The following is a 26713-nucleotide window of genomic DNA, read 5'->3' as shown; positions in this document are numbered from 1 at the left end:
AAAATGGGGGAGGGGATATCCATGGAAATGCGTGAATTAGTTGGGCAGTTCGTGGAACGGATGCAAGTGTTGCGCCATTTGGTGCCGATTTTGCCGGATGAGCAGCTGTATGTTCGGTTTGAAAGCGATGACGAAACCGCCTTGCTGTTGATCGGCAAGGAATCAGCCGCTAGAGGGATGGAAAACGATGAACGGAAAACATTGACGGTGCGCGGTTCCAAAGAGGCGCTCGCGTCCCTGCTGAACGGCGAACTGAAGCTGCAGCAGCTCGTCCGGTTGCGTGAAGTGCACGTGTCAGGAAGCTTCCGCCAGCTTTTGCTTCTTGAATCGCTCCTCCATTTGGCCAAGCCTTATCGGGACGTCGGATAAAGTGTGAGTAAAATATTTGTGGGTGACATTCCGAAATGATCCCCGACGAGGGTTGCGAACTTTTGTTCGCGACGCTCGTCGGGGCCACCAAGCGAAGCGCGGTAGAAAAAAGCAAATGTCATGCAAAAAGGACTCTCTCCCTGCTATGATGGTGATTGTCAACATCAACCGAAAACAGGAGGGAGAGAGTCCATGAAACATCTTACCACAGAATGGCCTTTATTAAAAGAGCTGGAGGAACAATTAGTCAGAACTCTTCAAAAGGTGTTCGCTGTCTTGTTGGCGGCCCTTTTGGAGGAGATTGATCAACAACTGGCGGAAGCGCGGGACAAGCGCCGGTATCAGCTGAAAGACAAACGGCCGACTACGATCCAAACGCTGTTTGGAGAAGTGACGTTTCGACGGAACTACTACTATGACCGGCAAACGGGGAACTATACCTTCTTGCTGGATGCCGAATTAGGCTTTGATGGGGCCCGATCGATCAGTCCTTGCCTCGAGGAAACGGCGGTCGAGTTGGCCGTCGAGTGCTCTTCCTACCGCAAAGCGGCCCGTACGTTGGAGTCGATCGTGGGGTATGCGGTCATGAGCCACGAGGCGATTCGCCAACTGGTGCTGGAGGCCCCTGTCTCGCTGCACCGCCCTGTTTCCCAACGGCACGGCCGGGTGCTGTTTGTGGAGGCGGATGGACTGTTTATTTCCCGCCAGGGGAAAGGGAAACGGGCGAAAGAAGAGAAAATCCTGGCGGTTCACGAGGGATGGAAACGAAACGGTTCGCAGCTCGAGCTCGTGAACCGGCGCCACTACCTCCATGAAGGGGAGGGAGACGTGTGGGAACGGTTCGAAGAGTGGCTGATGAACGAATATGCCTATGATCCGTGCCGGGACCTGTTGATCATCAACGGCGACGCGGCGTCGTGGATCACGGCCTGCCGGGAGTATTTTGGGAAGCGGGCGTGCTTTCAGCTGGATCGATTTCATGTGGCGCGGGAGCTGCGTCAGTGTCTGTCCGGCCATCCGCGTTGGCGGGAGGTGCGGAAGAAGCTGGCGAAACAAGACGAAGAGGGGCTTCTCGTGGAGCTGAACAGCGCGGTCGGCACGTTGGAGGACGAAGCGAAAGAGAAGCAGATGGCTGCCATGATCCGCCGGATCGAGTCGATGCCGGGATGCATCCGGGACTATCGGGAGTGGCTGTCGGAGCAAGGGGTGGAGACGACCGGCATGCGTCCGATGGGCCACGCCGAGAGCGTGATGAGCCGGTTTGCGCATCGGGTGAAATCCCGCCGCAGCTGGAAAGACCAAGGGCTTCGGGCGTTTCTGAGGGCGATGGCGGCCCGAATCGACGGGATTTGGCGGAGAAATGGGCAGTTGGTGGAGGAAGAAGAGACCCGAACGGCGGCCTCGGCCTCAACAAAGTCCAAGCGGATCGAACAGGCCAAACGGAAGGCCGGACGGTTATGGGCAGATGTGGTGCGTCAGAATCTACCGTGTCTGCAGCGGTCATCCGGGACACCGATCCATCAAGCGTTGTCGGCGCTCCGGGATGGTGGTTGGGTGTAAAAAAATGGAATATCGTATCATCGCCTCAAGATGAGGGATGAGAGTCCGAAAGCGCTTACGATATGAATTCCTGAAAATGGTTCGCTAACTAGTGATTGACAACGCCCGTAGTGAACCGAAAAAATGTTCTCCACAAAGTCTTGACTGACTCTCGGATAAAAAAGATGTTGACACGCTTCGACAGACAATGATACAATCACATTCGTAGTCAATTGAATAGGCGATTGTTGCGCTCTTATCAAGAGAGGTGGAGGGATGTGCCCAATGAAGCCCGGCAACCGTCAGCGCATGTGCTGAAATGGTGCCAATTCACACAAAGCGGCCTGCTTTGAGAGATAAGAGACGGAATGGTGCACAATACCTTTCTGTTCTCTGCGGGCAGAAAGGTTTTCTTTTTGCGCTCTGCCGCTTGGGGAGGAAGGTGAAACGATGATTACACTCGAACAAGTGACGAAAATCTATCAAGCGGCCAACGGTTCGGTCACGGCAGTCGACAATGTGTCGCTTGAGATTCGCGAAGGAGAAATTTTCGGCATTATCGGCTACAGCGGCGCTGGGAAAAGCACGCTCATCCGCTTGCTCAATGGGCTCGAGAAGCCGACGAGCGGCCGGGTGGTCGTCGCCGGGCGCGATATGACGCGCGTGAAAGGGCGGGAGCTGCGCAAGGCGCGCCAAGAAATCGGGATGATTTTCCAGCATTTCAACTTGCTTTGGTCTCGCACAGTCAGGGAAAACATTGCCTTTCCGCTTGAAATTGCCGGCGTCCCGAAAGAGGAGCGGAACAAGCGGGTGGATGAATTGATCGAGCTTGTCGGCCTTTCCGGGCGCGAGGATGCCTACCCGTCGCAGCTGAGCGGCGGGCAAAAGCAGCGGGTCGGCATCGCCCGGGCGCTCGCCAACAACCCGAAAGTCTTGCTGTGCGACGAGGCGACATCGGCGTTGGACCCGCAGACGACCGATGCGATTTTGGACTTGCTCGTTGACATCAACAAGCGTCTCGGGCTGACGATTGTGCTGATCACCCATGAAATGCACGTCATCCGCAAAATTTGCGACCGCGTTGCGGTGATGGAAAGCGGCCGAATCGTCGAGCAAGGCGAAGTGCTGCATGTGTTCCGCAACCCGCAGCAACCGATTACGAAACGGTTCGTCAAGCAGCTGATCGAGCCTGAGGAGACGGAAGAGGCGATTTCCCATTTGTTTGGCCAATACCCGAGCGGGCTGATCGCGCAGCTGACGTTCGTCGGCGCGGCAGCCGGAAAGCCGCTCATCACCGAAGTGGTGCGTCAGTTTGCCGTCGATGTCAACATTTTGCAAGGGAAAATTTCGCAAACCCATCAAGGCGCCTATGGGGTGCTGTTCGTGCACCTCGACGGGGCGAGGGATGAAATCGACCGGGCGCTTGACTATATTCAACGCCAGCAGGTGGCGGTGGAGGTGATTCACGATGCTCGCTAACCTCCTGCCGAACGTGCAATGGGAGACGATGTGGGCGGCGACGGTCGAGACGCTGTATATGACGGGAGTGGCGGTGGCGGCCACTTTCGTCCTCGGAATCGTTCTTGGCTTGCTTCTATTTTTGACAGCGAAGGGCAACCTATGGGAAAACCGGTTTGTCAATACAGTGATTGCTGCGTTTGTGAACATTTTCCGCTCTATTCCGTTTATTATTTTGATCATTTTGCTCATTCCGTTTACCACCTGGCTCGTCGGGACGATGCTTGGCGCCAATGCGGCGCTGCCGGCTTTGGTCATTGGGGCCGCGCCGTTTTACGCCCGCATGGTGGAGATCGCCCTTCGCGAAATCGACAAAGGCGTCATCGAAGCAGCCCAAGCGATGGGCGCCTCAACGTGGACGATCATTTGGAAAGTGCTCTTGCCTGAATCGCTTCCAGCGCTCGTCTCCGGCATTACGGTGACGGCGGTGTCGCTCGTCAGCTATACGGCGATGGCTGGAGCCATCGGCGCCGGCGGGCTTGGGGACTTGGCGTATTTGGAAGGATTCCAGCGCAACCATAACGATGTGACGTTTGTCGCGACCGTGTTGGTGCTCGTCATTGTCTTTGTCATTCAGTTGATCGGTGACTTTGTCACTTCAAAAATCGATAAACGATAAAGGAGGAAGAAGTCGATGAAAAAATGGCTTGGTGCGCTCCTTGCCGCCGCTCTCGTCTTCGCCTTGGCAGCATGCGGAAGCAACAATCACGACAACGCGGAAGGCGGCAAAGACGGCAAATTGGTGAAGTTGAAAGTCGGTGCGTCGAACGTGCCGCATGCGGAAATTTTGGAAAAAGCGAAACCGATTTTGAAGAAAAAAGGCATCGACTTGGAGATCATTACGTTCCAAGATTACATCTTGCCGAACAAAGCGCTGGCGGAGAAGCAAATCGACGCCAACTATTTCCAACACATTCCGTATTTGGAATCGCAAAAGAAAGAGTACGGCTATGATTTCGTCAACGCCGGCGGCATTCATATCGAGCCGATCGGCTTATACTCGAAAAAATACAAAAGCATTGAAGAACTGCCGGACGGCGCGACGATCATCATGAGCAACTCGGTCGCCGACCATGGCCGCATTTTATCGATGCTGCAAGAAAAGGGGCTCATTAAGCTGAAACCGGGCATCGATAAAACGAAAGCGACGGTCAACGACATCGTCGAAAACCCGAAACATTTGAAATTTAAAGCGGACGTCGATGCTGGACTTCTGCCGCAAATTTACAAAAACGGCGAAGGCGATGCGGTTTTGATCAACGCCAACTATGCGCTTGACGCCGGTTTGGACCCGGCGAAAGACCCGATCGCCGTGGAGTCGCCGAAAAACAATCCGTATGTGAACATTGTGGCGGTGCGCAAAGGCGATGAAAACCGAAAAGAAATCAAAACGCTTGTCGAAGTGCTGCAATCGAAAGAAATTCAAGATTTCATCAAAGAAAAATACCACGGCGCCGTCATTCCAGCGGCGGAAAACAACCAATAACGGGAGCATTTCGCTTCCGTTTCTTTTTTTGTCTCCAAAAAGCCGCTCCCCTTAAACGAAACGAAAGCGGCAAAGGTTAAAACGATTCTGAATCCGAGGGCGCCGCGGCCGACCTGCTTCATCGGCCGTTCAAACGCGCCAGTACGGCGGCGAGCATAACGATGATGACGCAGTTTTGCAGGACGATCACCGCCGTTAAGCTGAAGGCGCCGTCTCCTTGTTCACCGAGGGTGTTGCCGATGATGATCCACGCCAAAAACGAAGCGAAAGCGGCGGTTAAGGCAAAGACAACCCAACGAATCAATGGCATTCCCCCCTTTCCTATGATGATGGAAGTGGAACAGAACCGTTCGTTTTCATCATGACATTCCGTCGATGTTGGCGAAACGGTGGTGTTTCCACAAGCTTTTAATACCATTCGTTGTTTAATATCGTTTTCCTTCATCCATACTAACAGCGGATAAGCAAAATAAGGAGGACAACGATCATGAACAACGAAACACATGCATCGGTCGAATCCGCGCTTCATCGCTACAAAGAGGGAATTGGGGCGTTCACCAAAAAACTTCCGAATGTGGCCGAGCGGTTTAACGCGTTTACGGAAGCGTGCTTTGCCGAGGGAGCGCTGTCAAAAAAAGAAAAACAATTGATTGCCCTCGGCATCAGCTTGGCGGCGCAAGACGAGTATTGCACGATTTACCATACGAAAGGATGCCTTGACGAAGGAGCGTCGGAACGGGAAATTTTGGAAGTATGCGCGGTGGCGGCCGCGTTTGGCGGCGGGGCGGCGATGAGCCAGGCGGTGACGCTCGTGCAGGAATGCCTCCGCGAGCTGCGGACAGCCCATTAGACTCCGGCAACGGGGTCTTTTTTTTGCAAAAGCTCGTACAAACAGCCCGTTTTCGTGTAAAATATAAAAAGCGCTGTCCCTTTTTCCTGTTTTTCTCCGTTTAGTTGCGTCTACATAGTGAAAAAGGGGGCGGAATAGTTGCGCATATTTTTCATTTGTTATAAGATTGTAATGAGAATAAAATGAGAATGAGCGTCCGCTGGGTCAACAGCGAGCGATGACTATTTTCAAGCAGAAATTGGAGGTATGCTGCATGGCAGTGTTGACGATTCAAAATCTCCACGTTGCGGTGGAAGGGAAAGAGATTTTAAAAGGGGTTGACTTGGAAATCAAAGGCGGGGAAATCCACGCTATTATGGGTCCGAACGGGACGGGAAAATCGACGCTGGCTTCGGCCATTATGGGGCACCCGAAATATGAAGTGACGGAAGGATCGGTGACGCTCGACGGCCAAAACGTCCTTGAGATGGAAGTCGACGAGCGAGCGCGCGCCGGCCTGTTTTTGGCGATGCAATACCCGAGCGAAATCAGCGGGGTGACGAACGCCGACTTTTTGCGCGCTGCGATCAACGCCCGGCTTGGCGAAGGTAATGAAATTTCGCTCATGAAATTCATCCGCAAGCTCGATGAAAAAATGGCATTTCTCGAAATGAACCCGGATATGGCGCACCGCTACTTAAACGAAGGATTTTCGGGCGGGGAGAAAAAGCGGAACGAAATTTTGCAGCTGATGATGCTTGAGCCGAAAATCGCCATTTTGGACGAGATCGACTCCGGCCTCGATATCGACGCGCTCAAAATCGTCGCCAAAGGCGTCAACGAAATGCGCAGCAGCGAATTCGGCTGTTTGATCATCACTCACTACCAACGGTTATTGAACTACATCACGCCGGATTACGTGCACGTCATGATGCAAGGGCGCATCGTCAAATCCGGCGGTCCGGAACTGGCGCAGCGGCTTGAGGCGGAAGGGTACGACTGGATCAAAAAAGAGCTTGGCATTGAAGACGAAACGGTCGGACAAGAAGCGTAAGCGTTAGGAGGAGGATTATGGCGACAGAAACGAAAATCCCATTCGATGAAACCTACATCCGCACGTTCTCAAGCGGGCGCGGCGAGCCGGACTGGCTGACCGAGCGGCGCCTTGAGGCGCTTCGGCTGGCGGAGCGGCTGCCGCTTCCGAAACCGGAGAAAACGAAAATCGACAAATGGAATTTCACCGAGTTCGCCCGCCACACGGTCGACAGCGCGCCGTATCATGGTCTTGACGATTTGCCGGAAGCGGTCAAGGCGCTCATCGAGGCGGGCGAAGGAACGAAAAACTTGTACGTGCAGCGCAACCATACGCCGGCGTACGTGTCGCTGTCCGATGAATTAAAAGAAAAAGGCGTCATTTTCACCGACATCTTCACAGCAGCGCGCGAGCATGGCGACTTGCTGAAAAACTATTTGATGACGGCGGTCAAGCCGGATGAGCACCGCCTTGCCGCGCTCCATGCGGCGCTGCTCAACGGCGGCGTGTTTGTCTATGTCCCGAAAAACGTGGAGATTGAAACGCCGCTTCAGGCGGTCTATATTCAAGACGAAGACGATATCGCCCTATTCAACCATGTCATTGTCGTCGCAGAAGACAACAGCCGCGTCGTGTTTGTCGAAAACTATATATCGGCAAGCCGAGAAGGAAAAGCGGTCGTCAATGTGGTCGCCGAGGTGTTTGCCCAAGCGAACGCAAGCGTCTTTTTCGCCGCCGTCGACCATTTGGCAAAAGGCACAACGACGTATGTCAATCGGCGCGGCATCGCCGGGCGCGACGGACGGATCGAATGGGCGCTCGGGCTGATGAATGACGGCAACACGGTCTCCGAGAACATCACCCGCCTTGTCGGCGACGGCTCGTTCGGCGATACGAAAACGGTCGCGGTCAGCCGCGGCGAGCAAGTGCAAAACTTTACAACGAGCGTCATTCATTACGGAAAGCATACAGAAGGCCACATTTTAAAACACGGCGTCGTCCGCGACAGCGCGACCTCGATTTTCAACGGCATCGGCAAAATTGAGCACGGCGCGTCAAAATCGAACGCCGAGCAGGAGTCGCGCGTCTTGATGTTGAGCGAAAAAGCGCGCGGCGATGCGAACCCGATTTTGCTCATTGATGAAGACGACGTCATGGCGGGCCACGCGGCATCGGTGGGACGCGTCGATCCGATCCAATTGTATTACTTAATGAGCCGCGGCATTCCGAGACGCGACGCAGAACGGCTCATCATCCACGGCTTTTTGGCGCCGGTCGTCGAGGCGATTCCAATTGAAGGCGTGAAAAACCAATTAATTGAAGTGATTGAAAGGAAAGTTCAATCATGAATGTGAACGAAATTCGCACGTTGTTTCCAATTTTGCATCAGGATGTCAACGGCCATCCGCTCGTTTATTTCGACAGCGCGGCGACATCGCAAAAGCCGCTGCCGGTGATTGAGGCGCTTGACCGCTATTACCGCGAGTACAACTCGAACGTCCACCGCGGCGTCCATACGCTCGGGACGAAGGCGACCGATGCGTACGAAGGCGCGCGCGAAAAAGTGCGGCGGTTTTTAAACGCCCAATCGGCGCAGGAAATCATCTTTACGCGCGGCACGACGGCATCGCTTAATTTGGTCGCCTCCAGCTACGGGCGCGCCAACGTCAAAGAAGGCGATGAGATCGTCATCACGTACATGGAGCATCACAGCAACTTAATCCCATGGCAGCAGCTGGCGAAGCAAACGGGGGCGACGTTAAAATACATTCCAATGCAGGAAGACGGCACGATCGATCTGCGCGATGTCGAGGCGACCGTCACCGAAGCAGCGAAGATTGTCGCCATTGCTCATGTATCGAACGTGCTTGGGACGATCAACCCGGTGCGGGAGATCGCCCGCATCGCCCATGAGCGCGGCGCGGTCGTCGTCGTCGATGCGGCGCAAAGCGCTCCGCATATGAAGGTCGATGTCCAAGAACTTGATTGCGATTTTCTCGCCCTTTCCGGCCATAAAATGTGCGGGCCGACGGGAATCGGCGTATTATATGGCAAAAAGAAATGGCTTGAGCAGATGGAGCCGGTCGAGTTCGGCGGCGAAATGATCGATTTTGTCGAGCTGTACGACTCGACGTGGAAAGAGTTGCCGTGGAAGTTTGAAGGCGGCACGCCGATCATCGCCGGGGCGATTGGCCTTGGGGCGGCGATCGATTTCCTTGAACAAGTCGGCTTGGACGCCATCGCCGCCCATGAGCACGAGCTGGCGCAATACGCACTCGAACGGCTGGCTGGCATCGACGGCGTCACCGTCTATGGCCCGAAAGAACGGGCGGGGCTTGTGACGTTTAACATCGAAGGGGTGCATCCGCACGATGTGGCGACCGTTTTGGACGCAGAAGGGGTCGCCATCCGCGCCGGCCACCATTGCGCCCAGCCGCTCATGAAATGGCTCGGCGTGACGGCGACCGCCCGGGCGAGCTTTTACCTTTACAATACGAAAGAGGAAATCGACCGGTTCATCGCCGCATTACAGAAAGCGAAGGAGTACTTCAGCCATGTCTTCTAACCATCCGTTGGACCAGCTTTACCGCCAAGTCATTATGGATCATTATAAAAACCCGCGCAACCGCGGGGTGCTTGAGGGCACGAACGTCGATGTCAACATGAACAACCCGACGTGCGGCGACCGCATCCACTTGACGATGAAAGTTGAAGACGGAAAAGTCGCCGACGTCAAATTTGAAGGGGAAGGCTGTTCGATTTCGATGTCGTCGGCGTCGATGATGACGCAGGCGATCAAAGGGAAAACGGTGGAAGAAGCGCTTCGGCTCGCCCACATTTTTTCCGACATGATCCAAGGGAAAGAGTACGACGATTCCGTCGACCTTGGCGACATCGAAGCGCTCCAAGGCGTTTCCAAGTTTCCGGCCCGCATCAAATGCGCGACGCTCGCGTGGAAAGCGCTCGAAAAAGGGCTGCACAATCATGAACATGAAGGAAGGTGAACCGAGATGGCGAAAAAAGCACCGGAAATCGGTGAATACAAGTACGGCTTCGTCGACAAGGACGTCTCCGTCTTCCGCGCCCAGCGCGGCCTGACGCGTGAAGTCGTCGAAGAAATTTCGCGGATGAAAAACGAGCCGCAATGGATGCTCGAGTTCCGCTTAAAAGCGCTCGACATCTTCTACAGCAAACCGATGCCGCAATGGGGCGGCGACTTGTCAAGCCTCGATTTCGATGAAATTACGTACTACGTCAAACCGACGGAAAAATCGGGCCGCTCATGGGATGAAGTGCCGGCGGAAATTAAAGCGACGTTCGATAAATTAGGGATTCCAGAGGCGGAACAAAAATATTTGGCCGGCGTCTCGGCGCAATATGAATCCGAGGTCGTCTACCACAACATGAAAGAAGACCTCGAAAAACTCGGTGTCATCTTTAAAGACACCGACTCGGCGCTGAAGGAAAACGAAGACTTGTTCCGCGAGTATTTCGCCAAAGTCGTGCCGCCGACGGACAACAAATTTGCGGCCTTGAACTCGGCCGTCTGGTCGGGCGGTTCGTTCATCTACGTCCCGAAAGGCGTCAAAGTCGATACGCCGCTTCAGGCGTACTTCCGCATCAACTCGGAAAACATGGGGCAGTTTGAACGGACGCTCATCATCGTGGACGAAGGGGCGCACGTCCATTACGTCGAGGGCTGCACGGCGCCGATTTACACGACGAACTCGCTCCATAGCGCGGTTGTTGAGATCATCGTCAAAAAAGGCGCGTACTGCCGCTACACGACGATCCAAAACTGGGCGAACAACGTCTTCAACTTGGTGACGAAGCGCGCCGTCTGCGAAGAAAACGCGACGATGGAATGGATTGACGGCAACATCGGCTCGAAGCTGACGATGAAATACCCGGCCGTCATCTTAAAAGGCGAAGGGGCGCGCGGCTTGACACTGTCGATTGCCATCGCCGGCAAAGGGCAGCACCAAGACGCCGGGGCGAAAATGATTCATCTGGCGCCGAATACGTCGTCGACGATCGTCTCGAAGTCGATCTCGAAACAAGGCGGCAAGGTGACGTATCGCGGCATGGTCCATTTCGGCCGCAAAGCGTCCGGCTCGCGCTCGAACATCGAATGCGATACGCTCATTCTCGACAACCAGTCGACATCGGATACGATTCCGTACAACGAAATTTTAAACGACAACGTGTCGCTTGAACACGAAGCGAAAGTGTCGAAAGTGTCGGAAGAGCAGCTGTTCTACTTGATGAGCCGCGGCATTTCCGAGCAGGAAGCGACGGAAATGATCGTCATGGGCTTCATCGAGCCGTTCACGCGGGAGCTGCCGATGGAATACGCGGTCGAGATGAACCGCTTGATCAAATTCGAGATGGAAGGAAGCATTGGGTAAGCTTGATGAATCAAGGGTGGAGCGTTCGCTTGGGGGTGCTTCCCCATACCCATCAAGTTAAGAATTTTGGTCTTTGTGCATCGTCAAAAACATGGTATCCTTTCTAACGAACACTCCACGTTAGAAAGGATTTTTTTCATGGAAAAACAAATGAAAGCATGGGTTCAAACCATTCGTCAACTCTTTTCTCCCGAAGAATTAACCCGTCTCGCACGGAAAACAGGCTTTATCCGGCGGCAGCGTTCGTTAACGGCGGAAGCCTTTCTGACTCTCTGTGCATGGGGAGATGGCTCACTGGCCAAACAGTCGCTTCAGCGGTTGTGTGCGGCCTTGACGCTCTGGCATGGCTGTTCCCTTTCAAGCGAAGGCTTGAATCAGCGTTTTACCGATCGGGCCGTGGCATTTTTGCGAGAAGTGTTTTTCCTTCTCCTCCTGCATCAACGTCCATTGCTTTTGTCAGCCATGGAGACCTATCGAACTTGTTTTACCCGCCTGCGGATTTTGGACTCAACCAGCTTTTTGGTTCCCGCTGACTATGGGGAAGACTATCGAGGTTCCGTTTCGTCGGGGGTGAAAATTCAGTTTGAATATGACTTGTTATCCGGCGCCTGCCTTCAGCTATGCGTTCAATCGGCCAATGACTCGGACGCTCGTTTTGCCTATCATGCCCAGCATACGATTTTACCGAATGACCTATGTATTCGGGATTTGGGCTTTTTCTCCGTTGCCGCACTGGCCGAGATCGACGCCCGCGGAGCGTATTATATTACTCGGCTCCGTTCCGATATGAAAGTGTATATCAAGGAGAATGGCCAGTGGAAGGAATGGGATTGGGAATCCCTTGGGAATCAATTAGAGGAAGGGGAATCAGTGGAAATGGAACATGTATACATCGGACATGAACGCTTGTATGTTCCACGGTTGGTTTTCCGCCGTCTGACGGCGGAAGAATGGCAAAAACGGATGGCGTATGTGCGGAAAAAGGAAAAAAGAAAAGGGAAGGCGCTGGCACGCCAAACCCTCGAACAAAAGAAATACCACATCTTACTGACGAATTTACCACAAGAGTCGTTTGATGGTCAACAGGTTTATGAGCTCTATTCCCTGCGCTGGCAAATTGAATTGTTGTTTAAAGCCTGGAAATCCGTATTTGATTTGGAGAAAGTCAAGGAGATGAAAAAAGAACGTTTCGAATGCCATTTATACGGGACGTTGATTGCCATTTTGGTCACCCAGACGTTTCTGTTTCAAGCTCGGATGTATTGGCATCAAAAGGAAGACATTGAAATCAGTGAACGGAAAGCGCTCGATCTTCTCCAATCGTATTGGCACCAGTTGCTTTTGCGTTCGCATATGGCGGAAATCAACCTTTTCTCTCTCCTTTCCCTGTTGCGAAAACATGCCAAGAAAGGTCGAAGGAAAGGGGAAGAAACGGCATCAGATATCTTAACGAAATTAGAGATATGGTAGAATTAGATATGGATATAAATACCAAATACCCCTCTTCTGGAGGGGTATTTGGTATGCCCAATAATGGATGTGATCCACATCATTCACTGCGGGGATGAACACGAGTATCGTCTTAAAAATTTTATACCGCTAACTTGACGGGTATGGGGTGCTTCCCCCACAAAACGCCCACATGATCGACGCAGGGCAAAACAAGGGAGCGGCCGGCGCTTATTCTCTCCGGTGGTCTCTGGAAGCGTCAAGGCCGCCCTGCAGGCCATTTCCTCCCTCATGGGAGCATGTTTTTAGGGGAGCGCTCTTTTTTGGGCGCTCCCCTGTCTTTCATTTCACATGCCAGGCGGCTCTGTTCAGCCGCGCCCGGTCTTCCTGTTTAGCTCTGGACTTTTTCAAGCGCCAATTTGATGCCGAACCCGATCATCACCGTGCCCGTGATGCCTTCGATCCATTTCTTCGTTTTCGGCCGCTTCATGAAATCGCTGATATAATGGATGAAGGAAATGTAAAACAAAAACCATATCGCGGTCATCGCCGTATAAGCCGCCCCCATCAGGAGAAACGGAACAAAGGAGTGCGAGCCCGGTGCTACGAATTGCGGCAAAAAGGTTAAGAAAAAGGCCGCCACTTTCGGATTTAAGAAATCGGTCAGAAACCCTTGCTTGAAGCAGGCGGTATGTTCTCCTCCTCCTCTGATGTCCGTTTCCACACTGGGGGCTTCGCCTTTTTTCATGACCCCATATAATGCCTTAACGCCTAAATACGTTAAGTACACAGCACCCACATACTTCAGGATCGAAAACAGCAAGGCCGATTGCATAATGACGGCGGAAAGCCCGAGCGACGCCGCGGCGGTGTGGAGAAACAAGGCGCAGCAAACCCCTAGTGCGGTTTTCAAGCCGCCGATCTTCCCTGCGGAAATGGTGTTTTTGGTCACCACCGCTGTGTCGGGGCCGGGCAGCACAATCAAAAATATCGATAAGAGAAGAAACGGGTACAGATGGATCATTGGACAGCCCTCCCATTGTCAGAATGTTTCGATGGGTATCATTGTATCGCAATCGTTCCTCGATTGTAAATTATGGATGTTATGAATCTATGAACTGCCATTGCCCTTGATGGTGCGGCGGTCATTTTTATTTCGCGCCGCCCGCGCTTATGGTATAGTGAAGATAGCTGGAAATCGAACGAATTGGTGATCATGATGATTTACATCGGACTGACTGGTTGGGGGGATCATGACAGCTTGTACCCGCCAGGTCTTGCGGCAAAAGACAAGCTGCTGGAATACGCGGCTCATTTTCCGACAGTCGAGGTCGATTCGTACTTTTACGCTATTCAGCCGCGTTCGAACGTGGAAAAGTGGATTCGCGAGACGCCACCGTCGTTTCAGTTTATTGTGAAGGCGTACCAAGGGATGACTGGGCATGAGCGCGGCCCGATTCCGTATGAAAGCAAGGAAGCGATGTTTGCCGCGTTTTTGGACTCGATCGCGCCGTTTCAGGAAGCGGGGAAGCTGGCGATGGTGCTGTTTCAGTTTCCGCCGTGGTTTGACTGCCGGCGCGAGCATGTGGAGTACTTGCGCTGGGTGAAAGCGCGGATGGGGGAGGTGCCGGCGGCGCTCGAATTTCGGCACCAATCGTGGTTTTCGCCGCGCTTTTATGAAAAAACGCTTCACTTTATGGAAGAGGAAGGGTGGATTCACACAATTTGCGACGAGCCGCAGGCGAGGGAAGGGTCGGTGCCGACGGTGTTGCATCCGACCGACCGGGAAAAGACGCTCATCCGCCTGCACGGACGGAATGTCCACGGCTGGAACAAGGCGACGGCCGGCGAGAACTGGCGGGCGGTCCGCTACTTGTATCGATATAACGAGCGCGAGCTGCGCGAGTGGGCGCGCCATATAGAGGCATTAAAACAAAAAACGAAACAGATTTACGTGCTGTTTAACAACAACTCCGGCGGCGATGCCGCCGACAACGCCAAACAATTGATCGATTTGCTTGGCATTGAGTACACGGGCCTTGCGCCGCGGCAGCTTGGTTTGTTTTGAAGCGAGAAAGAGGGGGATGGAGGATGGCGTATGCGTTGCTTGTCTTGATCGGCTTTATCGCGGGGACGGTGGGCAGCTTGGCCGGCCTTGGCGGCGGGGTGATCATCGTGCCGGCGCTTCTGTTTTTCGGCGCGCTCGGCTGGCTGTCGGCGGTGACGCCGCAAGTGGCGGTCGGCACGTCGCTTGTCGTCATTATTTTCAACGGCTTATCGTCCACATTGTCGTATATGAAAGACAAAATGGTCGACTATCCAAGCGGTTTGCTGTTTTGCATCGGCAGCGTTCCCGGGGCGGTCATCGGCGCTTGGGTGAACAATACGCTGAGCGCCGCTCATTTTTCATTGTATTTTGGGCTGTTTTTAATCGCCATGTCGGTTTTTTTGTCGCTGAGTCAAAAGAAAACGAAGCGTTCGGCTGACGAGACGGCGGCGACGAAAGAAAACGGGGCCGAACGAACGGCGGCGGAGCAGGCGCGGCCGGCGCCATGGTGGCGACGGCGTGTTGTGCGAACGTACACGGACCGAAACGGTGAGGTATTCACATACGGCTATCAGCCGCTCATGGCGGTCGCCATCGCGTTTGTCGTCGGCTTTTTCGGCGGGCTGTTTGGCATTGGCGGCGGCTCGCTCATGGTGCCGGCGATGATCGTGCTGTTTCGCTTTCCGCCCCATGTGGCGGTCGCCACGTCGATGTTGATGATTTTTTTGTCCTCGCTCGTCGGCTCTCTCACCCATGTCGCGATGGGAAACGTGCAATGGTCGTTTGCCCTGGCCCTCATTCCTGGGGTGTGGATCGGGGCGAAAACCGGAGCGTGGATCAATAAGCGGATGCCAAGCCGGACGCTTGTCGTCGTGCTGCGGCTAGTGCTTGTGCTGCTCGGGGCCCGGCTTGTATGGGGAAGTTTGGCGTAATGGAAGGAGGGGCGCGCGTTTTGAAGCAAACTATTTATATTTACCATACGAACGACGTGCACAGCCATTTTGAACATTGGCCGCAAATCGCCCGCTTTTTGTCAGAACGGAGAAGGGAGCATCGCGCGCGCAACGAGGCGATGCTTTTGTTTGATGTCGGCGATTTTCTCGATCGCGTGCACCCGATTACCGAGGCGACGCGGGGGAAGGCGAATGTGGACTTGTTGAACGATCTTGGCTATGATGCGGTGACGATCGGCAACAACGAAGGGATCACCCTTGATCATGATGAACTGGATACGTTGTACGAACAGGCTCGGTTTCCGGTCGTGGTCGCCAATTTGTTCCGCCGCAACGGCGAGCGGCCGCATTGGGCGCTTCCGTATGTCGTTATCCCGGCGACAGAGACGTTCCGCATCGGCGTAGTCGGTGCCACCGCCCCGTTTTCCCATTTTTACGAGTTGCTTGGCTGGAAAATTGCCCCACCGTTTGATTTGTTGGCCGCAGCGGTGGAGGAAGTGAAACGAAAAGCTGATTGTGTCGTTGTCTTATCCCATCTTGGGGTGAATGAAGATGAAAAAATCGCTGCGACGATTCCGGGCGTGGATATTGTGTTGGGCGCTCATACCCACCATGTGTTTCCAGAAGGCAAGGAAGTAAACGGTGCGCTTCTTTGCGCGGCTGGGAAATACGGACAATATGTCGGCGTCGTTAAGCTGGAAGTGGAAGGGCGACGTCTTGGGCGGGCGTCTGCGAAGGTGGTGGATGCTGGTGTGATGCCGTTTTCCGAAGAAGTGGCGTGCCGCCTTCGCTCCCTTGAACAGAAAAGTTTGGCGCGGCTTGAAGCGGAACAAGTCGCTGTGCTCCATGATGACTTGCCGCTTGACTGGTTCGCTCCGTCGCCGCTTGCCCGTTTGCTTGCGTCTGCGCTGCGCGAATGGTGCCAGGCGGACATCGGGATGGTGAACGCCGGGGTGCTGCTTGAACCGCTTGCGAGAGGACCGGTGACGAAAAAAGATTTGCATCGCATTTGCCCGCATCCGCTCAACCCGTGCAAGGTGAAACTGCGCGGCGCGGAGCTCAAAGAGATTATCCTTGAGGCCAATACGGAACGGATGAAGCATTGGCAGTTTAAAGGGTTTGGCTTCCGCGGCGAAGTGATGGGGGAAATGGTGTACGACGGCGTCGAGATCGAAACGGAGCTGGAAGAAGACGGCGCCTGGCATATCCGCGCCATTCGAATCAACGGCGAGCCGCTCGAGCCGGAGCGCACCTATGACGTGGCGACGACCGACATGTTTGCCATTGGTCATTTTTACCCGCAAATTCAGCGGGCGGCGGAGAAAACGTACTATATGCCGGAGTTTTTGCGCGATCTTCTCGCCTGGAAATTGGCCCAATAGGCAGGCACTTCTTTTTCCATGCTTCATACATTGGAGTATGGAAAGGAGAGTGACTGCGGCGATGGTGGAAGTCAAGCCGATTATCATTGAGGGACATCCGTTTGTCGCGGTGTCCGTCCAGCTGCCGAAAACGAACTTGCTGGCGGTGGCGAGTGAAAAAGGGTACATCATGTGCGGGGCGCTCGATGTGGCGTTATTGAACGAAAAGCTGCGCGACCGCGGCATTGTCGCCGGACGGGCGGTCGGGGTGCGCACGGTCGAGCAGCTGCTTGAGGCGCCGCTCGAATCGGTGACAGTCGCCGCCGAGGAGCTTGGCATCAAACGGGGAATGAAAGGAAGAGAGGCGCTGTTGAAAATGCGGTGAAAAAATCCCTCCTTGCAAGCATACATATAGCTTGTAAAGGAGGGATTTCATTTTGCTGCGCCCCCGATTTGTGCGGAGAGGGCCGCTTCCGTTCCGCTACGTGTTTTTATTGACATTCGTTTTTTTTATGTTTTCCACAGCGGCCGGGCTTTGGATCGTGAATAAAGGCATTGAGCCGGTGCTGATGGAAATTGCTGAAACGGAAACGAAACGGATCGCCAATTTGATTATCAATAACGCTCTTGAGAAACAATTTGAAGAAGAAAATCCGAAATTCCAGGAGCTCGTGACTGTCCAGCAAGACAACAGCGGGAGAATCGTGTCCGTCGATTTTAACGCCGAGGCGATCAACCGCATTTTGGAAGAAATAGATGACCATGTGATGGCGAGTTTAAAGGCGGCGACAGAAGGACGGATCGAACGGATGGTGCTGCCTGAGGTCGAATCCGGCCAAGGAGACAGCCGTGGGATCATTTACTATATCCCGCTCGGCCAAGTGACGAACAACGTGCTGCTCGCCAATCTCGGCCCGCGCGTTCCGGTGCAGTTTCAGATCGTTGGCAATGTCGATTCGGAAGTGACGAAAGAAATTCGAGCGTATGATATTAACAGTTTTTTTATTGAAATTGATATTCATGTATCGGTCGACATCCAAGTCGTCATTCCTTTTGCATCGAAAATTTCCAATGTGACAACAGATATTCCAGTTGTGATGCGCTTTATTCCGGGAGAAGTGCCGCAATTTTACAACAAAAACGGCGGTCAAGTCGGCCCGTCGGTTCCGCTTCCGAAGCGCTAGTTCAGAAAATGGTTTTGCCGGAAACATGGAAACGTTATACAACAAAAGCGTCGATCCGGCGTCCTTTTCCAGGCTCGCCTGCTCTCCACGACGGGGAGCGAACGAGCTTTTTTGTTTTCAAAAAGAAAAGAGCTAGACGAGCCGACGTAAATTTTGTAATATTATATTAAATTGAAAATAGTTTTATTATTTACATAAGGTCTAGAGGGGATGTGGGAGCCGAGGCAAAGGGACAGGAAACAAGAAGGGCCGGTTTTGGAAGCGGCCTCCTTTCAACACATGATGATCGTGCGCACGGGAACGGCGCTTGATTCGTGGAATGCCGCTAGGCGCACATCGGTGACAGAACATTTTGAATAATGGGGGGAACAAGAAATGAAGAAAAAAAGAACAGCAGGTGTCTTTTTCTCATTGATGCTGACGGCAGGTCTTTTGGCCGGCTGCGGCGGCAACCAACAAAGCGGCAGTTCTTCAGGCGGAAACGGTGGCGGAGGAGGCGGCGATGTCATTAAAATCGGCGCCAACCTTGAGCTCTCCGGCGGGGTCGCTTCGTATGGACAGTCGATCGCCGAAGGAGTAGAGCTGGCGTTTGAGGAAATCAACAAAGAAGGAATCAACGGCAAAAAGTTGGAGTTGGTGAAAGTCGACAACAAATCGGAAGCGGCCGAAGCGACAAACGGCGCCATCAAGCTGATCAGTCAAGATAAAGTCGCTGCCATTATCGGGTCGGCGACGAGCACGAACACGCTCGCTCAAGTGCAAATTGCCAATGACAATAAAGTTCCGATTATTACACCGTCTGGGACGAGCGAAACGGTGACCGTCAAAGATGGCAAAGTGAACGAGTTCGTCTTCCGGACGTGCTTTATCGACCCGTTCCAGGGAACGGTGGCGGCCAAATTTGCGCTGAACGACTTGAAAGTAAAAAAGGCGGCTGTTTTGATCGACAGCGCGAGCGATTACTCGAAAGGGCTGGCGGCGTCATTTAAAGAAACATTTACAGCCGGCGGCGGCCAAATTGTTGCCGAAGAAGCGTATGTGGCGAAAGACACCGACTTCCGCGCCACGCTGACGAGCATTAAATCGGCCAATCCGGAATTTTTATTCTTGCCGGGCTACTATGAAGAAGTCGGTTTGATCGTCAAACAAGCGCGCGAGCTTGGGTTGAACGTCCCGATCATGGGCGGCGACGGCTGGGATTCGCCAAAACTGATTGAGCTTGCCGGCAAAGACGCGTTGAACAATACGTACATTACGAACCATTATTCGTCGGGCGACCCGGACCCGAAAATTCAAGAATTTGTCAAAGCGTTCCAAGCGAAATACAATAAAGCGCCGGACGCCTTTAACGCCCTTGGCTACGATACGGCATACTTCTTGGCGGATGCCATCAAACGGGCTGGCAGCGCCGATCCGGTGAAAATTAAAGACGCGCTGGCGCAAACGAAAGATTTGCAGCTTGTCACGGGAACATTTACGGTCGATCAAAACCACAATCCTGTCAAATCGGCCATTATTTTGGAATACAAAGACGGGCAGCAGCAATTTAAAACAAAAGTGAATCCGTAATAAAAGGCTGGATGGATGCGTGGACAGGGGAGGCCCCTAAGGGGCGCCCTCCCATCCGGCATTTCTTTTGGTCAACGACGAGTTTTCGTTAAGGAGCGTGCGATCATGGAACTCATTCAACAGCTGGTCAACGGCATTTCGCTAGGCAGCATTTATGCGCTCATCGCGCTTGGCTATACGATGGTGTATGGCATCGTCCGGCTCATTAACTTCGCCCATGGCGACGTCTTTATGATTGGTTCATTCGTCGGTTTTTACGCTGTGACGATGCTTCACGTCGGCTTTGTTCCGGCGCTGTTGCTGGCGATGGCCTCTTGCGCCGTGCTTGGGATGATCATCGAGCGGATTGCCTACAAGCCGCTGCGCAATGCGGCGCGCATCGCGGTGCTTATTACGGCGATCGGCGTATCGCTCTTGATTGAGTACGTCACGATTTATTTGCGCGGGGCGCAGCCGGAAGCGTATCCGAGCACATTGCTTCCGGATCGGAACTTGGAGCTGTTTGGCGTTGTCATCAGCAGCCAGTCGCTGTTCATCCTCGGCACGTCCCTCGTTTTGATGGTCCTTCTTCAGTTCATCGTTCACCGGACAAAAATCGGGAAAGCGATGCGCGCCGTCTCTCATGATGCGGAAGCGGCCCGGTTAATGGGGATTAATGTCGACAATACGATTTCGGCCACGTTCGCCATCGGTTCGGCGCTTGCGGGGGCGGCAGGCGTTATTTTCGGCATTTATTATACAAAAATCGAGCCATTGATGGGCATTCTTCCCGGATTAAAAGCGTTTGTCGCCGCCGTGTTGGGCGGAATCGGCATCATTCCGGGAGCGATGGTCGGGGGGCTTTTGCTTGGCGTCATCGAATCGCTCGTCAGCGGGCTCGGCTACTCGCTTTGGCGCGACGGAGTGGCGTTTGTCATTTTAATTCTCATCCTCATTTTCCGGCCGGCCGGATTGTTTGGCAAGAACGTACGAGAAAAAGTGTAAAGGATGGTAGGGAACAATGGCAACTTGGAAGCGGACGCGTGGATTTTGGGTTTCCGTCATACTGGCCTTCTCCTTTTTCGTTGTTGTCGAGTGGCTGATCGCAAGCGGAACGTTAAACATCTTTTATGTGAATACCCTCTTTTTTATGGCGATTAATGTCATTTTGGCCGTCAGCCTTCATTTAATTATCGGCATCACCGGACAGTTTTCGATTGGACATGCCGGCTTTTTCGCCGTCGGCGCTTACGCTTCAGCCGTCATGACGATGAAGCTGCAGCTACCGTTTGCGGTCGGCGTCTTGACCGCTGGGATCGCGGCGATGCTCGCCGGCCTCGTCATCGGCGTGCCGAGCCTGCGTTTAAAAGGCGATTACTTGGCGATCGCCACGCTTGGGTTTGGCGAAATTGTCCGCATCGCGCTCTTGAACATCGATTACGTCGGCGGGGCGAGCGGCATGACGGTGACGCATATGACGACATGGCCGTGGGTGTTCGCCTGCCTGTTTGTCACGATTTTGGTGATCGCCAACTTCACGAACTCGACGCACGGACGGGCGTGCATCTCGATCCGCGAAGATGAAATCGCCGCCGATGCCATGGGGATCAACACGACGTATTACAAAGTGGCGGCGTTTGTGATCGGTTCGTTTTTCGCCGGCATCGCCGGAGCGCTGTATGCGCACCACTTTTACATCATTCAGCCATCGAACTTTGGCTTCCTGAAATCGTTCGACATTTTGATTTTCGTCGTCCTCGGTGGGCTCGGCAGCCTATCCGGCGCGGTGGTGGCCGCGGTGTTGCTGACGATCGTTTCGACGTTCTTGCAAAACTATCCGGAAACGCGGATGATCATTTACAGCATCGTCTTGATTTTGGTGATGCTGTACCGTCCAACCGGGTTGATGGGGACGAAAGAACTATCTTCGCTCTTCAAATGGCGGAAGGCAGCGCAGGGAGGAATGAATCATGGCGGCAAAAACACCGTTGCTTAAAGCAGAAAACGTCGGCATCCAGTTTGGCGGGCTGAAGGCGCTCTCCGGTGTGACGATGGAGCTGCATCAAGGGGAGCTTGTCGGGCTCATCGGCCCGAACGGCGCGGGGAAAACGACGCTGTTTAACTTATTGACGGGCGTGTATGTGCCGACTGACGGGCGGATTATGCTTGATGGCGAGACGTTGAACGGACTGCCGCCGTATAAAATTACGCGCAAAGGGATCAGCCGGACGTTTCAAAACATTCGCCTGTTCGGCGAGCTGTCGGTGCTCGACAACGTGAAAGTCGCCTACCATGCGCACGCCCGCCATTCGATCGCGAGCTCCATTCTCCGCCTCCCGTCCCATTTCCGCGGTGAAAAGGAAATGGAAGAAAAGGCGATCGAGTTTTTGAACATTTTTCAGCTTGACGGCGTCATGCACGAGAAGGCGAAAAACTTGCCGTACGGCCAGCAGCGCCGGCTTGAGATCGCTCGGGCGCTGGCGGCGCAGCCAAAAGTGCTTTTGCTTGATGAGCCGGCCGCCGGCATGAACCCGCAAGAAACGAAAGAATTGATGAAGTTGATTGCGTTCATTCGCGAACGGTTTGCGTTGACGATTTTGTTGATTGAGCATGACATGTCGCTTGTGATGGGCATATGCGAGCGCATTTACGTGTTGGATCACGGCCAGCTGATCGCCGAAGGCACGCCGGAACAAGTGCGCAGCAACCCGAAAGTGATCGAGGCTTACCTTGGCGAGGAGGTGTCGTGACCATGTTGAAAGTGGATGGAATCGATGTGTTTTACGGCAACATTCATGCCTTAAAAGGCGTATCGCTTGAGGTGAACAAAGGCGAGATCGTCACGCTGATCGGCGCAAACGGCGCCGGCAAAACGACGCTTCTGAAAACCATTTCCGGGCTGCTTAGGCCGAAAAACGGCGACATCGTGTATGAGGGAGCCTCGATCGCCGGCAAGGCGGCGCAGACGATCGTCAAGCAAGGCATTTCCCACGTGCCGGAAGGGCGGCGCGTGTTCGCCAATATGACGGTCGAGGAAAACTTGGAGCTCGGCGCGTTTTTGCGCAAAGACAAAGAAGGCATTCAACAAGACTTTGCCAAAGTCTTTCAGCTGTTCCCGCGCCTTGAGGAGCGGCGCAAGCAGCTGGCCGGCACGCTTTCGGGCGGCGAGCAGCAAATGCTCGCCATCGGCCGCGCGCTCATGGCGCGCCCGAAGCTGCTCTTGCTTGACGAACCGTCGATGGGGCTCGCGCCGCTTTTGGTCAAAACGATTTTCCGCATCATTCAGGAAATCAACGAGTCGGGGACGACGATTTTGCTTGTCGAACAAAACGCCCATATGGCGCTCTCCATCGCCCATCGCGCCTATGTCCTTGAATCGGGGCGCGTCGTCTTGTCGGGAACGGCGAGCGAGCTGCAGGCGAGCGAGCAGGTGAAGCAGGCGTATTTGGGCGGGCATTGAGAAGCGATAGGCGGAAGAACGTCAGCGGAAAGCCGTTTCGGACGGTTGTGCCGCCGTGGAAAAAAGGCTGATTCCAACTTGGAGATCAGCCTTTTTCCGTCATTGCCGTTTCGGCCGGCGAACGCCGGCTGGGATGGACGGACGGGAAACATCGGCGTCCGGGACGTCTCTGCTCTTGAAAAAACATGCCGCTTATTTGGGCGGCTGGCGTTGGCGGAGAGACCCCCGTCGCGCCAGCCCCCGCGCGGCTAGCGGCGCCGTTGTTGCCGCTCGGCCCGCTCCCATGCTTTTAGGTGCGGGTACGGGTCAAACGCCCATTCGGTATAGCCGTTGTCTTTGTACATGCCGTAGTGAAGATGGGGCGGAAATTTCCCCGCCGTGCCGGGCGGACCGTAGCCAGAGCTGCCGACTGAACCGATGATCGTCCCCGGCTCGACGATTTGCCCCTCGCGAAGATCGGCGGCGAAGCCGTTCAAATGGGCAAAGTAATGGTACGTGTTGTTGATGTCGCGGATGCCGATGCGCCAGCCGCCGTATTTGTTCCACCCTTTCAGCTCGACGATGCCATAGCACGTCGAGCGCACCGGAACGCCGTAGCCGGCGAAAATGTCGGTTCCTTCATGAATGCGCCGCCCGCCCCAGCCGCGCGCATCCCCCCATGTATCGCGGTAGCTGTAATTGGCCCCTAGCGGAAGCGGAAACACGTGGTTGTCCAATTTCAACGTCTGATACTTTTTATAAATTCTCGCCTTTCCTAAAATCAAGTCGACGGTTTTGGCGCGTTGGTAATAGTTCCAAAGCGCGATTTTGATATGGCGGTGATCGATGCCGTACGTCTGCAAATAGCGGGCCATGGCCATGATCACATCGTCATCGTCATCCGCCCGCGCATAGCCGTCGCCGTCTCCGTCCACGCCGAGGCCTCCAAACTGGGAGATGGTGAACGGGTCTGTATCATGCGGGTTTTTGTTCAGCGGCCCGGCCCATATTTCCGGCTTCATATAAATGCCGAGAACGCCGGTCGGTTTGGGCAAGTCGCGGCGCACTTGCCGGACGTTTCGCTCATACTGGTCAATGGCCGCAAAGTAATACCACGGGATCAAGGAAACGGCCTCGGCCTTTTTGTACAGCTCCATTCGCTTTTCATACACCGCTTCTTCCTGTTCCGCCGCCGAAGCCGCGCCGGCGGCGATCCACAGCATCGCTGCCGCCGATATGGCGGCAAGCCATCGATGCACGCGTATTCCCCCTTTCCGCCCGTTTCATATGTTTAGTTTGGGGAGAAACGGGAATTTCATAAATGTTAAAAGGAGGAAAATCGTCTGATGGACGATTTTTTTGTGTTTTCCTGCGCTTTTCATTATAATGAGAAATGAACAATCATGACAAGTGGAGTGAGAACGATGGCGACGAAAGAAGAACACGTCCGCAAGCCGGACTGGTTGAAAATCAAGTTGAACACGAACGAGAATTATATCGGTTTAAAGAAGCTGATGCGGGAAAACCGTTTACATACCGTTTGCGAGGAAGCGAAGTGCCCAAACATTCACGAATGCTGGGCCGTACGGCGGACGGCGACGTTTATGATTTTAGGCAGCGTCTGCACGCGCGCCTGCCGCTTTTGCGCCGTCAAAACCGGGCTGCCGACCGAGCTCGATTGGCAGGAGCCGGAACGCGTCGCGGAATCGGTGCGCATCATGAACTTGAAACACGTCGTCGTCACCGCCGTCGCCCGCGATGACCTAAAAGACGGCGGGGCGGCGGTATTCGCCGAAACAGTGCGCGCCATCCGCCGGAAAAACCCGTTTACGACGATCGAGGTGCTGCCGTCGGATATGGGCGGGGTGTATGAAAACTTGAAAATTTTGATGGATGCCCGCCCTGACATTTTAAACCATAACATCGAAACGGTGCGCCGCTTGACTCCAAGGGTGCGCGCCCGCGCGACGTACGAACGTTCGCTTGAGTTTTTGCGGCGCGCGAAAGAATTGCAGCCGGACATTCCGACGAAATCGAGCATCATGGTCGGCCTTGGGGAAACGAAAGAGGAAATCATGGAAGCGATGGATGACTTGCGCGCCAACCATGTCGACATTTTGACGATCGGCCAGTATTTGCAGCCGACGAAAAAACATTTGAAGGTCGTAAAATATTACCATCCGGATGAGTTTCAAGAGCTGAAAGAAATCGCGTTGAGCAAAGGGTTCAGCCATTGTGAAGCGGGGCCGCTCGTCCGCTCGTCGTACCATGCCGATGAGCAGGTGAGCGAGGCGGCGAAAGCGCGGCAGTTGAAAGCGTAACATCCAACGAACGGCGCGAAAGCAAGCAAGCGTTGTTTCAGCGGCTGAAAGCATCATCTCGGCCGGATGAACGCGAAGAAACGGTCATGCCTTTCATCAAGAAGGCAGACCGTTTCTTTTCCCTAGCGCCCCGCTTTCGTCGCCCGCGGCGTGCCGTCGCGGAAATCGCGGTCTAATTCATCGTTTGTTTCGTTGATCATTTCGCCGTTTTCATTTTCCCCGTCGCTCAGTTTTTTCCCTTGCGGATATTTCAACATCCGCTGAATCGTCGCATCGAGAATTTGGTCGATGTTGCGCGTGTTCGAATCAAGGCGCCCGAAGCGCTCAATGTCCTTCATCAGCTGCGGATTGTCGGCGACATACACATGGTAGTAGCGTGGAACGACGGAAAGCGCTGTTTTTTTCACTTGATCGGCCGTTTGCTGCCGATTGTTCGTGTCCGCGTCATACACGACGAGCACTTCCTCATCCGTGACGAGCGTGGCGACGTCTTTGACGCCCGGTAGCTGGGTGCACAATTTGCTGATTAAATCAGCCGCTTTCTCGCGGTTGAAGGACGGCATGTCGTTATAGCCGTTTGCATCGCCGAGGATCGGGCTTTTTTGATGGCGGACGTAGCCGAAGTTGTTCATCGGCGTGTCATCGCCGTTGGGCACCCCGTTTTCATTGTACAGCTCGTTGCGGTCGGTGACATTGATCGTGTTGCCGCTCCGCTTGTAAATATCGGTGTTGTCGTCCTCGGCCGTCTGTGCGCAGCCGGCTAGGGCGACGGCCGTTCCGAACATAACGGCCAACCATGGTCGTCTCATCGTCAGCACCCCCTTCGCTTTTAGGGTGGCACACGGATGATGGTTTGATGACAGTAATTGATTGGGGGCGATGCATCGTTTATGATGGAAGTGGAAAGGCGAGGTGAGAACAGTGATTTGCATTAACAATCATTGTTACGAACTGGTGGAAAATGTGAAAAACGCCTTTAATGAAGAAGCCTTTCGCGCCCGATATGCGGACATTTTGGCGAAGTACGACTACATTGTCGGGGATTGGGGATACAACCAGCTCCGGTTGCGCGGGTTTTTTGACGACCATAACCAAAAAGCGACGTACGATACGAAAATCAGCACGCTGTCCGAATATTTGTATGAATATTGCAACTTCGGCTGCGCGTATTTTGTGCTGCGCAAGGTGAAACGGTAAGCACGGCAGCCGCCCGCTTGCCGCGAGCGGC

General features: G+C 54.0%; 28 protein-coding genes and 1 riboswitch. Of the genes, 24 read left to right on the top strand and 4 right to left on the bottom strand.

Features of this window, described 5'->3' with window-relative positions; all coding sequences use genetic code 11:
* The first annotated feature begins 21 nt into the window (after positions 1-21).
* The 5 genes from QWV57_RS15255 to QWV57_RS15235 all read left to right on the top strand — a co-directional run bounded on the left by QWV57_RS15255 (position 22) and on the right by QWV57_RS15235 (position 4912).
* Complete coding sequence (locus QWV57_RS15255; RefSeq protein WP_025039296.1) at positions 22-369, top strand: hypothetical protein; 348 nt, start codon at positions 22-24, stop codon at positions 367-369.
* 192 nt (positions 370-561) lie between these two features.
* A complete protein-coding gene (locus tag QWV57_RS15250) occupies positions 562-1929 on the top strand; it encodes an ISLre2-like element ISGsp3 family transposase (RefSeq protein ID WP_015374689.1) in 1368 nt (455 codons plus the stop codon).
* A 232-nt stretch (positions 1930-2161) separates the two neighbouring features.
* A riboswitch (SAM riboswitch) is annotated at positions 2162-2271 on the top strand.
* 87 nt (positions 2272-2358) lie between these two features.
* Complete coding sequence (locus tag QWV57_RS15245) at positions 2359-3387, top strand: methionine ABC transporter ATP-binding protein (protein ID WP_011232469.1); 1029 nt, start codon at positions 2359-2361, stop codon at positions 3385-3387.
* Positions 3377-4045: a methionine ABC transporter permease gene (locus tag QWV57_RS15240; protein WP_020755861.1), complete on the top strand. Its 669-nt coding sequence runs from the start codon at positions 3377-3379 to the stop codon at positions 4043-4045. The genes QWV57_RS15245 and QWV57_RS15240 overlap by 11 nt, the downstream gene beginning before the upstream one ends.
* A gap of 15 nt (positions 4046-4060) precedes the next feature.
* Positions 4061-4912, top strand: a complete 852-nt coding sequence (locus QWV57_RS15235; RefSeq protein WP_020755860.1) for a MetQ/NlpA family ABC transporter substrate-binding protein — start codon at positions 4061-4063, stop codon at positions 4910-4912.
* A gap of 118 nt (positions 4913-5030) precedes the next feature.
* Here the strand turns inward: QWV57_RS15235 and QWV57_RS15230 are convergent, their stop codons facing one another.
* Complete coding sequence (locus tag QWV57_RS15230) at positions 5031-5222, bottom strand: hypothetical protein (RefSeq protein ID WP_013524548.1); 192 nt, start codon at positions 5220-5222, stop codon at positions 5031-5033.
* Between the two features lie 177 nt (positions 5223-5399).
* Between QWV57_RS15230 and QWV57_RS15225 the strand changes: the two genes are divergently transcribed.
* The 7 genes from QWV57_RS15225 (at position 5400) to QWV57_RS15195 (ending at position 12653) form a co-directional block, all read left to right on the top strand.
* Entirely contained in the window at positions 5400-5762 is a 363-nt protein-coding gene (locus QWV57_RS15225) for a carboxymuconolactone decarboxylase family protein (protein ID WP_015375747.1), read from the top strand.
* A 253-nt stretch (positions 5763-6015) separates the two neighbouring features.
* Entirely contained in the window at positions 6016-6795 is a 780-nt protein-coding gene (gene sufC, locus QWV57_RS15220) for a Fe-S cluster assembly ATPase SufC (protein ID WP_033006139.1), read from the top strand.
* A gap of 17 nt (positions 6796-6812) precedes the next feature.
* On the top strand, positions 6813-8123 hold the full coding sequence (sufD, locus tag QWV57_RS15215) for a Fe-S cluster assembly protein SufD (RefSeq protein WP_301100055.1): 1311 nt from the start codon (positions 6813-6815) through the stop codon (positions 8121-8123).
* On the top strand, positions 8120-9340 hold the full coding sequence (locus QWV57_RS15210) for a cysteine desulfurase (protein ID WP_081132911.1): 1221 nt from the start codon (positions 8120-8122) through the stop codon (positions 9338-9340). The genes sufD and QWV57_RS15210 overlap by 4 nt, the downstream gene beginning before the upstream one ends.
* Complete coding sequence (gene sufU, locus QWV57_RS15205) at positions 9330-9779, top strand: Fe-S cluster assembly sulfur transfer protein SufU (protein WP_013144310.1); 450 nt, start codon at positions 9330-9332, stop codon at positions 9777-9779. Before QWV57_RS15210 ends, sufU begins: the two co-directional genes overlap by 11 nt.
* A 6-nt stretch (positions 9780-9785) precedes the next feature.
* A complete protein-coding gene (gene sufB, locus QWV57_RS15200; protein WP_011232461.1) occupies positions 9786-11183 on the top strand; it encodes a Fe-S cluster assembly protein SufB in 1398 nt (465 codons plus the stop codon).
* A gap of 138 nt (positions 11184-11321) precedes the next feature.
* Positions 11322-12653 carry an IS4 family transposase gene (locus tag QWV57_RS15195; RefSeq protein WP_129447597.1) on the top strand — a complete coding sequence of 444 codons (1332 nt, stop codon included), beginning with the start codon at positions 11322-11324 and terminating at the stop codon, positions 12651-12653.
* A gap of 370 nt (positions 12654-13023) precedes the next feature.
* Here the strand turns inward: QWV57_RS15195 and QWV57_RS15190 are convergent, their stop codons facing one another.
* Positions 13024-13656 (bottom strand): LysE family translocator, encoded by a 633-nt coding sequence (locus tag QWV57_RS15190; protein WP_011232456.1) that lies wholly within the window; start codon positions 13654-13656, stop codon positions 13024-13026.
* A 195-nt stretch (positions 13657-13851) separates the two neighbouring features.
* Here QWV57_RS15190 and QWV57_RS15185 point away from each other — a divergent pair, with 195 nt between their 5' ends.
* The 10 genes from QWV57_RS15185 (at position 13852) to QWV57_RS15140 (ending at position 23185) form a co-directional block, all read left to right on the top strand.
* Positions 13852-14700, top strand: coding sequence for a DUF72 domain-containing protein (locus QWV57_RS15185; RefSeq protein WP_301100054.1), 849 nt, complete (start codon positions 13852-13854; stop codon positions 14698-14700).
* A gap of 23 nt (positions 14701-14723) precedes the next feature.
* On the top strand, positions 14724-15611 hold the full coding sequence (locus QWV57_RS15180; RefSeq protein WP_081132913.1) for a sulfite exporter TauE/SafE family protein: 888 nt from the start codon (positions 14724-14726) through the stop codon (positions 15609-15611).
* Between the two features lie 20 nt (positions 15612-15631).
* Positions 15632-17014: a bifunctional metallophosphatase/5'-nucleotidase gene (locus QWV57_RS15175; RefSeq protein ID WP_301100053.1), complete on the top strand. Its 1383-nt coding sequence runs from the start codon at positions 15632-15634 to the stop codon at positions 17012-17014.
* A 61-nt stretch (positions 17015-17075) separates the two neighbouring features.
* Positions 17076-17378: a YunC family protein gene (locus tag QWV57_RS15170; RefSeq protein WP_301100052.1), complete on the top strand. Its 303-nt coding sequence runs from the start codon at positions 17076-17078 to the stop codon at positions 17376-17378.
* Positions 17379-17430: 52 nt separating this feature from the next.
* Complete coding sequence (gene yunB, locus QWV57_RS15165) at positions 17431-18177, top strand: sporulation protein YunB (RefSeq protein ID WP_020753768.1); 747 nt, start codon at positions 17431-17433, stop codon at positions 18175-18177.
* Positions 18178-18552: 375 nt separating this feature from the next.
* On the top strand, positions 18553-19746 hold the full coding sequence (locus tag QWV57_RS15160) for an ABC transporter substrate-binding protein (protein WP_020753766.1): 1194 nt from the start codon (positions 18553-18555) through the stop codon (positions 19744-19746).
* A 105-nt stretch (positions 19747-19851) separates the two neighbouring features.
* The gene (locus tag QWV57_RS15155) at positions 19852-20730 is read left to right on the top strand and encodes a branched-chain amino acid ABC transporter permease (RefSeq protein ID WP_020753765.1); all 879 of its coding nucleotides are present in this window, start codon (positions 19852-19854) and stop codon (positions 20728-20730) included.
* Positions 20731-20746: 16 nt separating this feature from the next.
* A complete protein-coding gene (locus QWV57_RS15150; protein WP_301100051.1) occupies positions 20747-21721 on the top strand; it encodes a branched-chain amino acid ABC transporter permease in 975 nt (324 codons plus the stop codon).
* On the top strand, positions 21696-22475 hold the full coding sequence (locus QWV57_RS15145; RefSeq protein ID WP_020753763.1) for an ABC transporter ATP-binding protein: 780 nt from the start codon (positions 21696-21698) through the stop codon (positions 22473-22475). Before QWV57_RS15150 ends, QWV57_RS15145 begins: the two co-directional genes overlap by 26 nt.
* Before the next feature lie 2 nt (positions 22476-22477).
* On the top strand, positions 22478-23185 hold the full coding sequence (locus QWV57_RS15140; RefSeq protein WP_011232446.1) for an ABC transporter ATP-binding protein: 708 nt from the start codon (positions 22478-22480) through the stop codon (positions 23183-23185).
* Between the two features lie 248 nt (positions 23186-23433).
* Here the strand turns inward: QWV57_RS15140 and QWV57_RS15135 are convergent, their stop codons facing one another.
* The gene (locus tag QWV57_RS15135; RefSeq protein ID WP_020753760.1) at positions 23434-24423 is read right to left on the bottom strand and encodes a M23 family metallopeptidase; all 990 of its coding nucleotides are present in this window, start codon (positions 24421-24423) and stop codon (positions 23434-23436) included.
* Between the two features lie 165 nt (positions 24424-24588).
* Here QWV57_RS15135 and lipA point away from each other — a divergent pair, with 165 nt between their 5' ends.
* The gene (gene lipA / locus QWV57_RS15130) at positions 24589-25485 is read left to right on the top strand and encodes a lipoyl synthase (protein ID WP_015375731.1); all 897 of its coding nucleotides are present in this window, start codon (positions 24589-24591) and stop codon (positions 25483-25485) included.
* A gap of 122 nt (positions 25486-25607) precedes the next feature.
* Here lipA and QWV57_RS15125 read toward each other — a convergent pair whose 3' ends face one another.
* Positions 25608-26294 carry a YhcN/YlaJ family sporulation lipoprotein gene (locus tag QWV57_RS15125; RefSeq protein ID WP_033004697.1) on the bottom strand — a complete coding sequence of 229 codons (687 nt, stop codon included), beginning with the start codon at positions 26292-26294 and terminating at the stop codon, positions 25608-25610.
* 112 nt (positions 26295-26406) lie between these two features.
* Between QWV57_RS15125 and QWV57_RS15120 the strand changes: the two genes are divergently transcribed.
* A complete protein-coding gene (locus QWV57_RS15120; protein WP_013144326.1) occupies positions 26407-26682 on the top strand; it encodes a YutD family protein in 276 nt (91 codons plus the stop codon).
* The last annotated feature ends 31 nt before the right edge of the window (positions 26683-26713 follow it).

Source organism: Geobacillus zalihae (assembly GCF_030414215.1).
Classification (GTDB): Bacteria; Bacillota; Bacilli; order Bacillales; family Anoxybacillaceae; genus Geobacillus; species Geobacillus zalihae.
This window is presented reverse-complemented; position numbering and strand designations above follow the sequence as displayed.

What these genes read in the sequence shown, in the direction of transcription:
- QWV57_RS15255 (WP_025039296.1), top strand. Translation starts at nt 22, where the DNA reads ATGGAAATGCGTGAATTAGTTGGGCAGTTCGTGGAACGGATGCAAGTG.
- QWV57_RS15250 (WP_015374689.1), top strand. Translation starts at nt 562, where the DNA reads ATGAAACATCTTACCACAGAATGGCCTTTATTAAAAGAGCTGGAGGAA.
- QWV57_RS15245 (WP_011232469.1), top strand. Translation starts at nt 2,359, where the DNA reads ATGATTACACTCGAACAAGTGACGAAAATCTATCAAGCGGCCAACGGT.
- QWV57_RS15240 (WP_020755861.1), top strand. Translation starts at nt 3,377, where the DNA reads ATGCTCGCTAACCTCCTGCCGAACGTGCAATGGGAGACGATGTGGGCG.
- QWV57_RS15235 (WP_020755860.1), top strand. Translation starts at nt 4,061, where the DNA reads ATGAAAAAATGGCTTGGTGCGCTCCTTGCCGCCGCTCTCGTCTTCGCC.
- QWV57_RS15230 (WP_013524548.1), bottom strand. Translation starts at nt 5,222, where the DNA reads ATGCCATTGATTCGTTGGGTTGTCTTTGCCTTAACCGCCGCTTTCGCT.
- QWV57_RS15225 (WP_015375747.1), top strand. Translation starts at nt 5,400, where the DNA reads ATGAACAACGAAACACATGCATCGGTCGAATCCGCGCTTCATCGCTAC.
- sufC (WP_033006139.1), top strand. Translation starts at nt 6,016, where the DNA reads ATGGCAGTGTTGACGATTCAAAATCTCCACGTTGCGGTGGAAGGGAAA.
- sufD (WP_301100055.1), top strand. Translation starts at nt 6,813, where the DNA reads ATGGCGACAGAAACGAAAATCCCATTCGATGAAACCTACATCCGCACG.
- QWV57_RS15210 (WP_081132911.1), top strand. Translation starts at nt 8,120, where the DNA reads ATGAATGTGAACGAAATTCGCACGTTGTTTCCAATTTTGCATCAGGAT.
- sufU (WP_013144310.1), top strand. Translation starts at nt 9,330, where the DNA reads ATGTCTTCTAACCATCCGTTGGACCAGCTTTACCGCCAAGTCATTATG.
- sufB (WP_011232461.1), top strand. Translation starts at nt 9,786, where the DNA reads ATGGCGAAAAAAGCACCGGAAATCGGTGAATACAAGTACGGCTTCGTC.
- QWV57_RS15195 (WP_129447597.1), top strand. Translation starts at nt 11,322, where the DNA reads ATGGAAAAACAAATGAAAGCATGGGTTCAAACCATTCGTCAACTCTTT.
- QWV57_RS15190 (WP_011232456.1), bottom strand. Translation starts at nt 13,656, where the DNA reads ATGATCCATCTGTACCCGTTTCTTCTCTTATCGATATTTTTGATTGTG.
- QWV57_RS15185 (WP_301100054.1), top strand. Translation starts at nt 13,852, where the DNA reads ATGATTTACATCGGACTGACTGGTTGGGGGGATCATGACAGCTTGTAC.
- QWV57_RS15180 (WP_081132913.1), top strand. Translation starts at nt 14,724, where the DNA reads ATGGCGTATGCGTTGCTTGTCTTGATCGGCTTTATCGCGGGGACGGTG.
- QWV57_RS15170 (WP_301100052.1), top strand. Translation starts at nt 17,076, where the DNA reads ATGGTGGAAGTCAAGCCGATTATCATTGAGGGACATCCGTTTGTCGCG.
- QWV57_RS15160 (WP_020753766.1), top strand. Translation starts at nt 18,553, where the DNA reads ATGAAGAAAAAAAGAACAGCAGGTGTCTTTTTCTCATTGATGCTGACG.
- QWV57_RS15155 (WP_020753765.1), top strand. Translation starts at nt 19,852, where the DNA reads ATGGAACTCATTCAACAGCTGGTCAACGGCATTTCGCTAGGCAGCATT.
- QWV57_RS15150 (WP_301100051.1), top strand. Translation starts at nt 20,747, where the DNA reads ATGGCAACTTGGAAGCGGACGCGTGGATTTTGGGTTTCCGTCATACTG.
- QWV57_RS15145 (WP_020753763.1), top strand. Translation starts at nt 21,696, where the DNA reads ATGGCGGCAAAAACACCGTTGCTTAAAGCAGAAAACGTCGGCATCCAG.
- QWV57_RS15140 (WP_011232446.1), top strand. Translation starts at nt 22,478, where the DNA reads ATGTTGAAAGTGGATGGAATCGATGTGTTTTACGGCAACATTCATGCC.
- lipA (WP_015375731.1), top strand. Translation starts at nt 24,589, where the DNA reads ATGGCGACGAAAGAAGAACACGTCCGCAAGCCGGACTGGTTGAAAATC.
- QWV57_RS15125 (WP_033004697.1), bottom strand. Translation starts at nt 26,294, where the DNA reads ATGAGACGACCATGGTTGGCCGTTATGTTCGGAACGGCCGTCGCCCTA.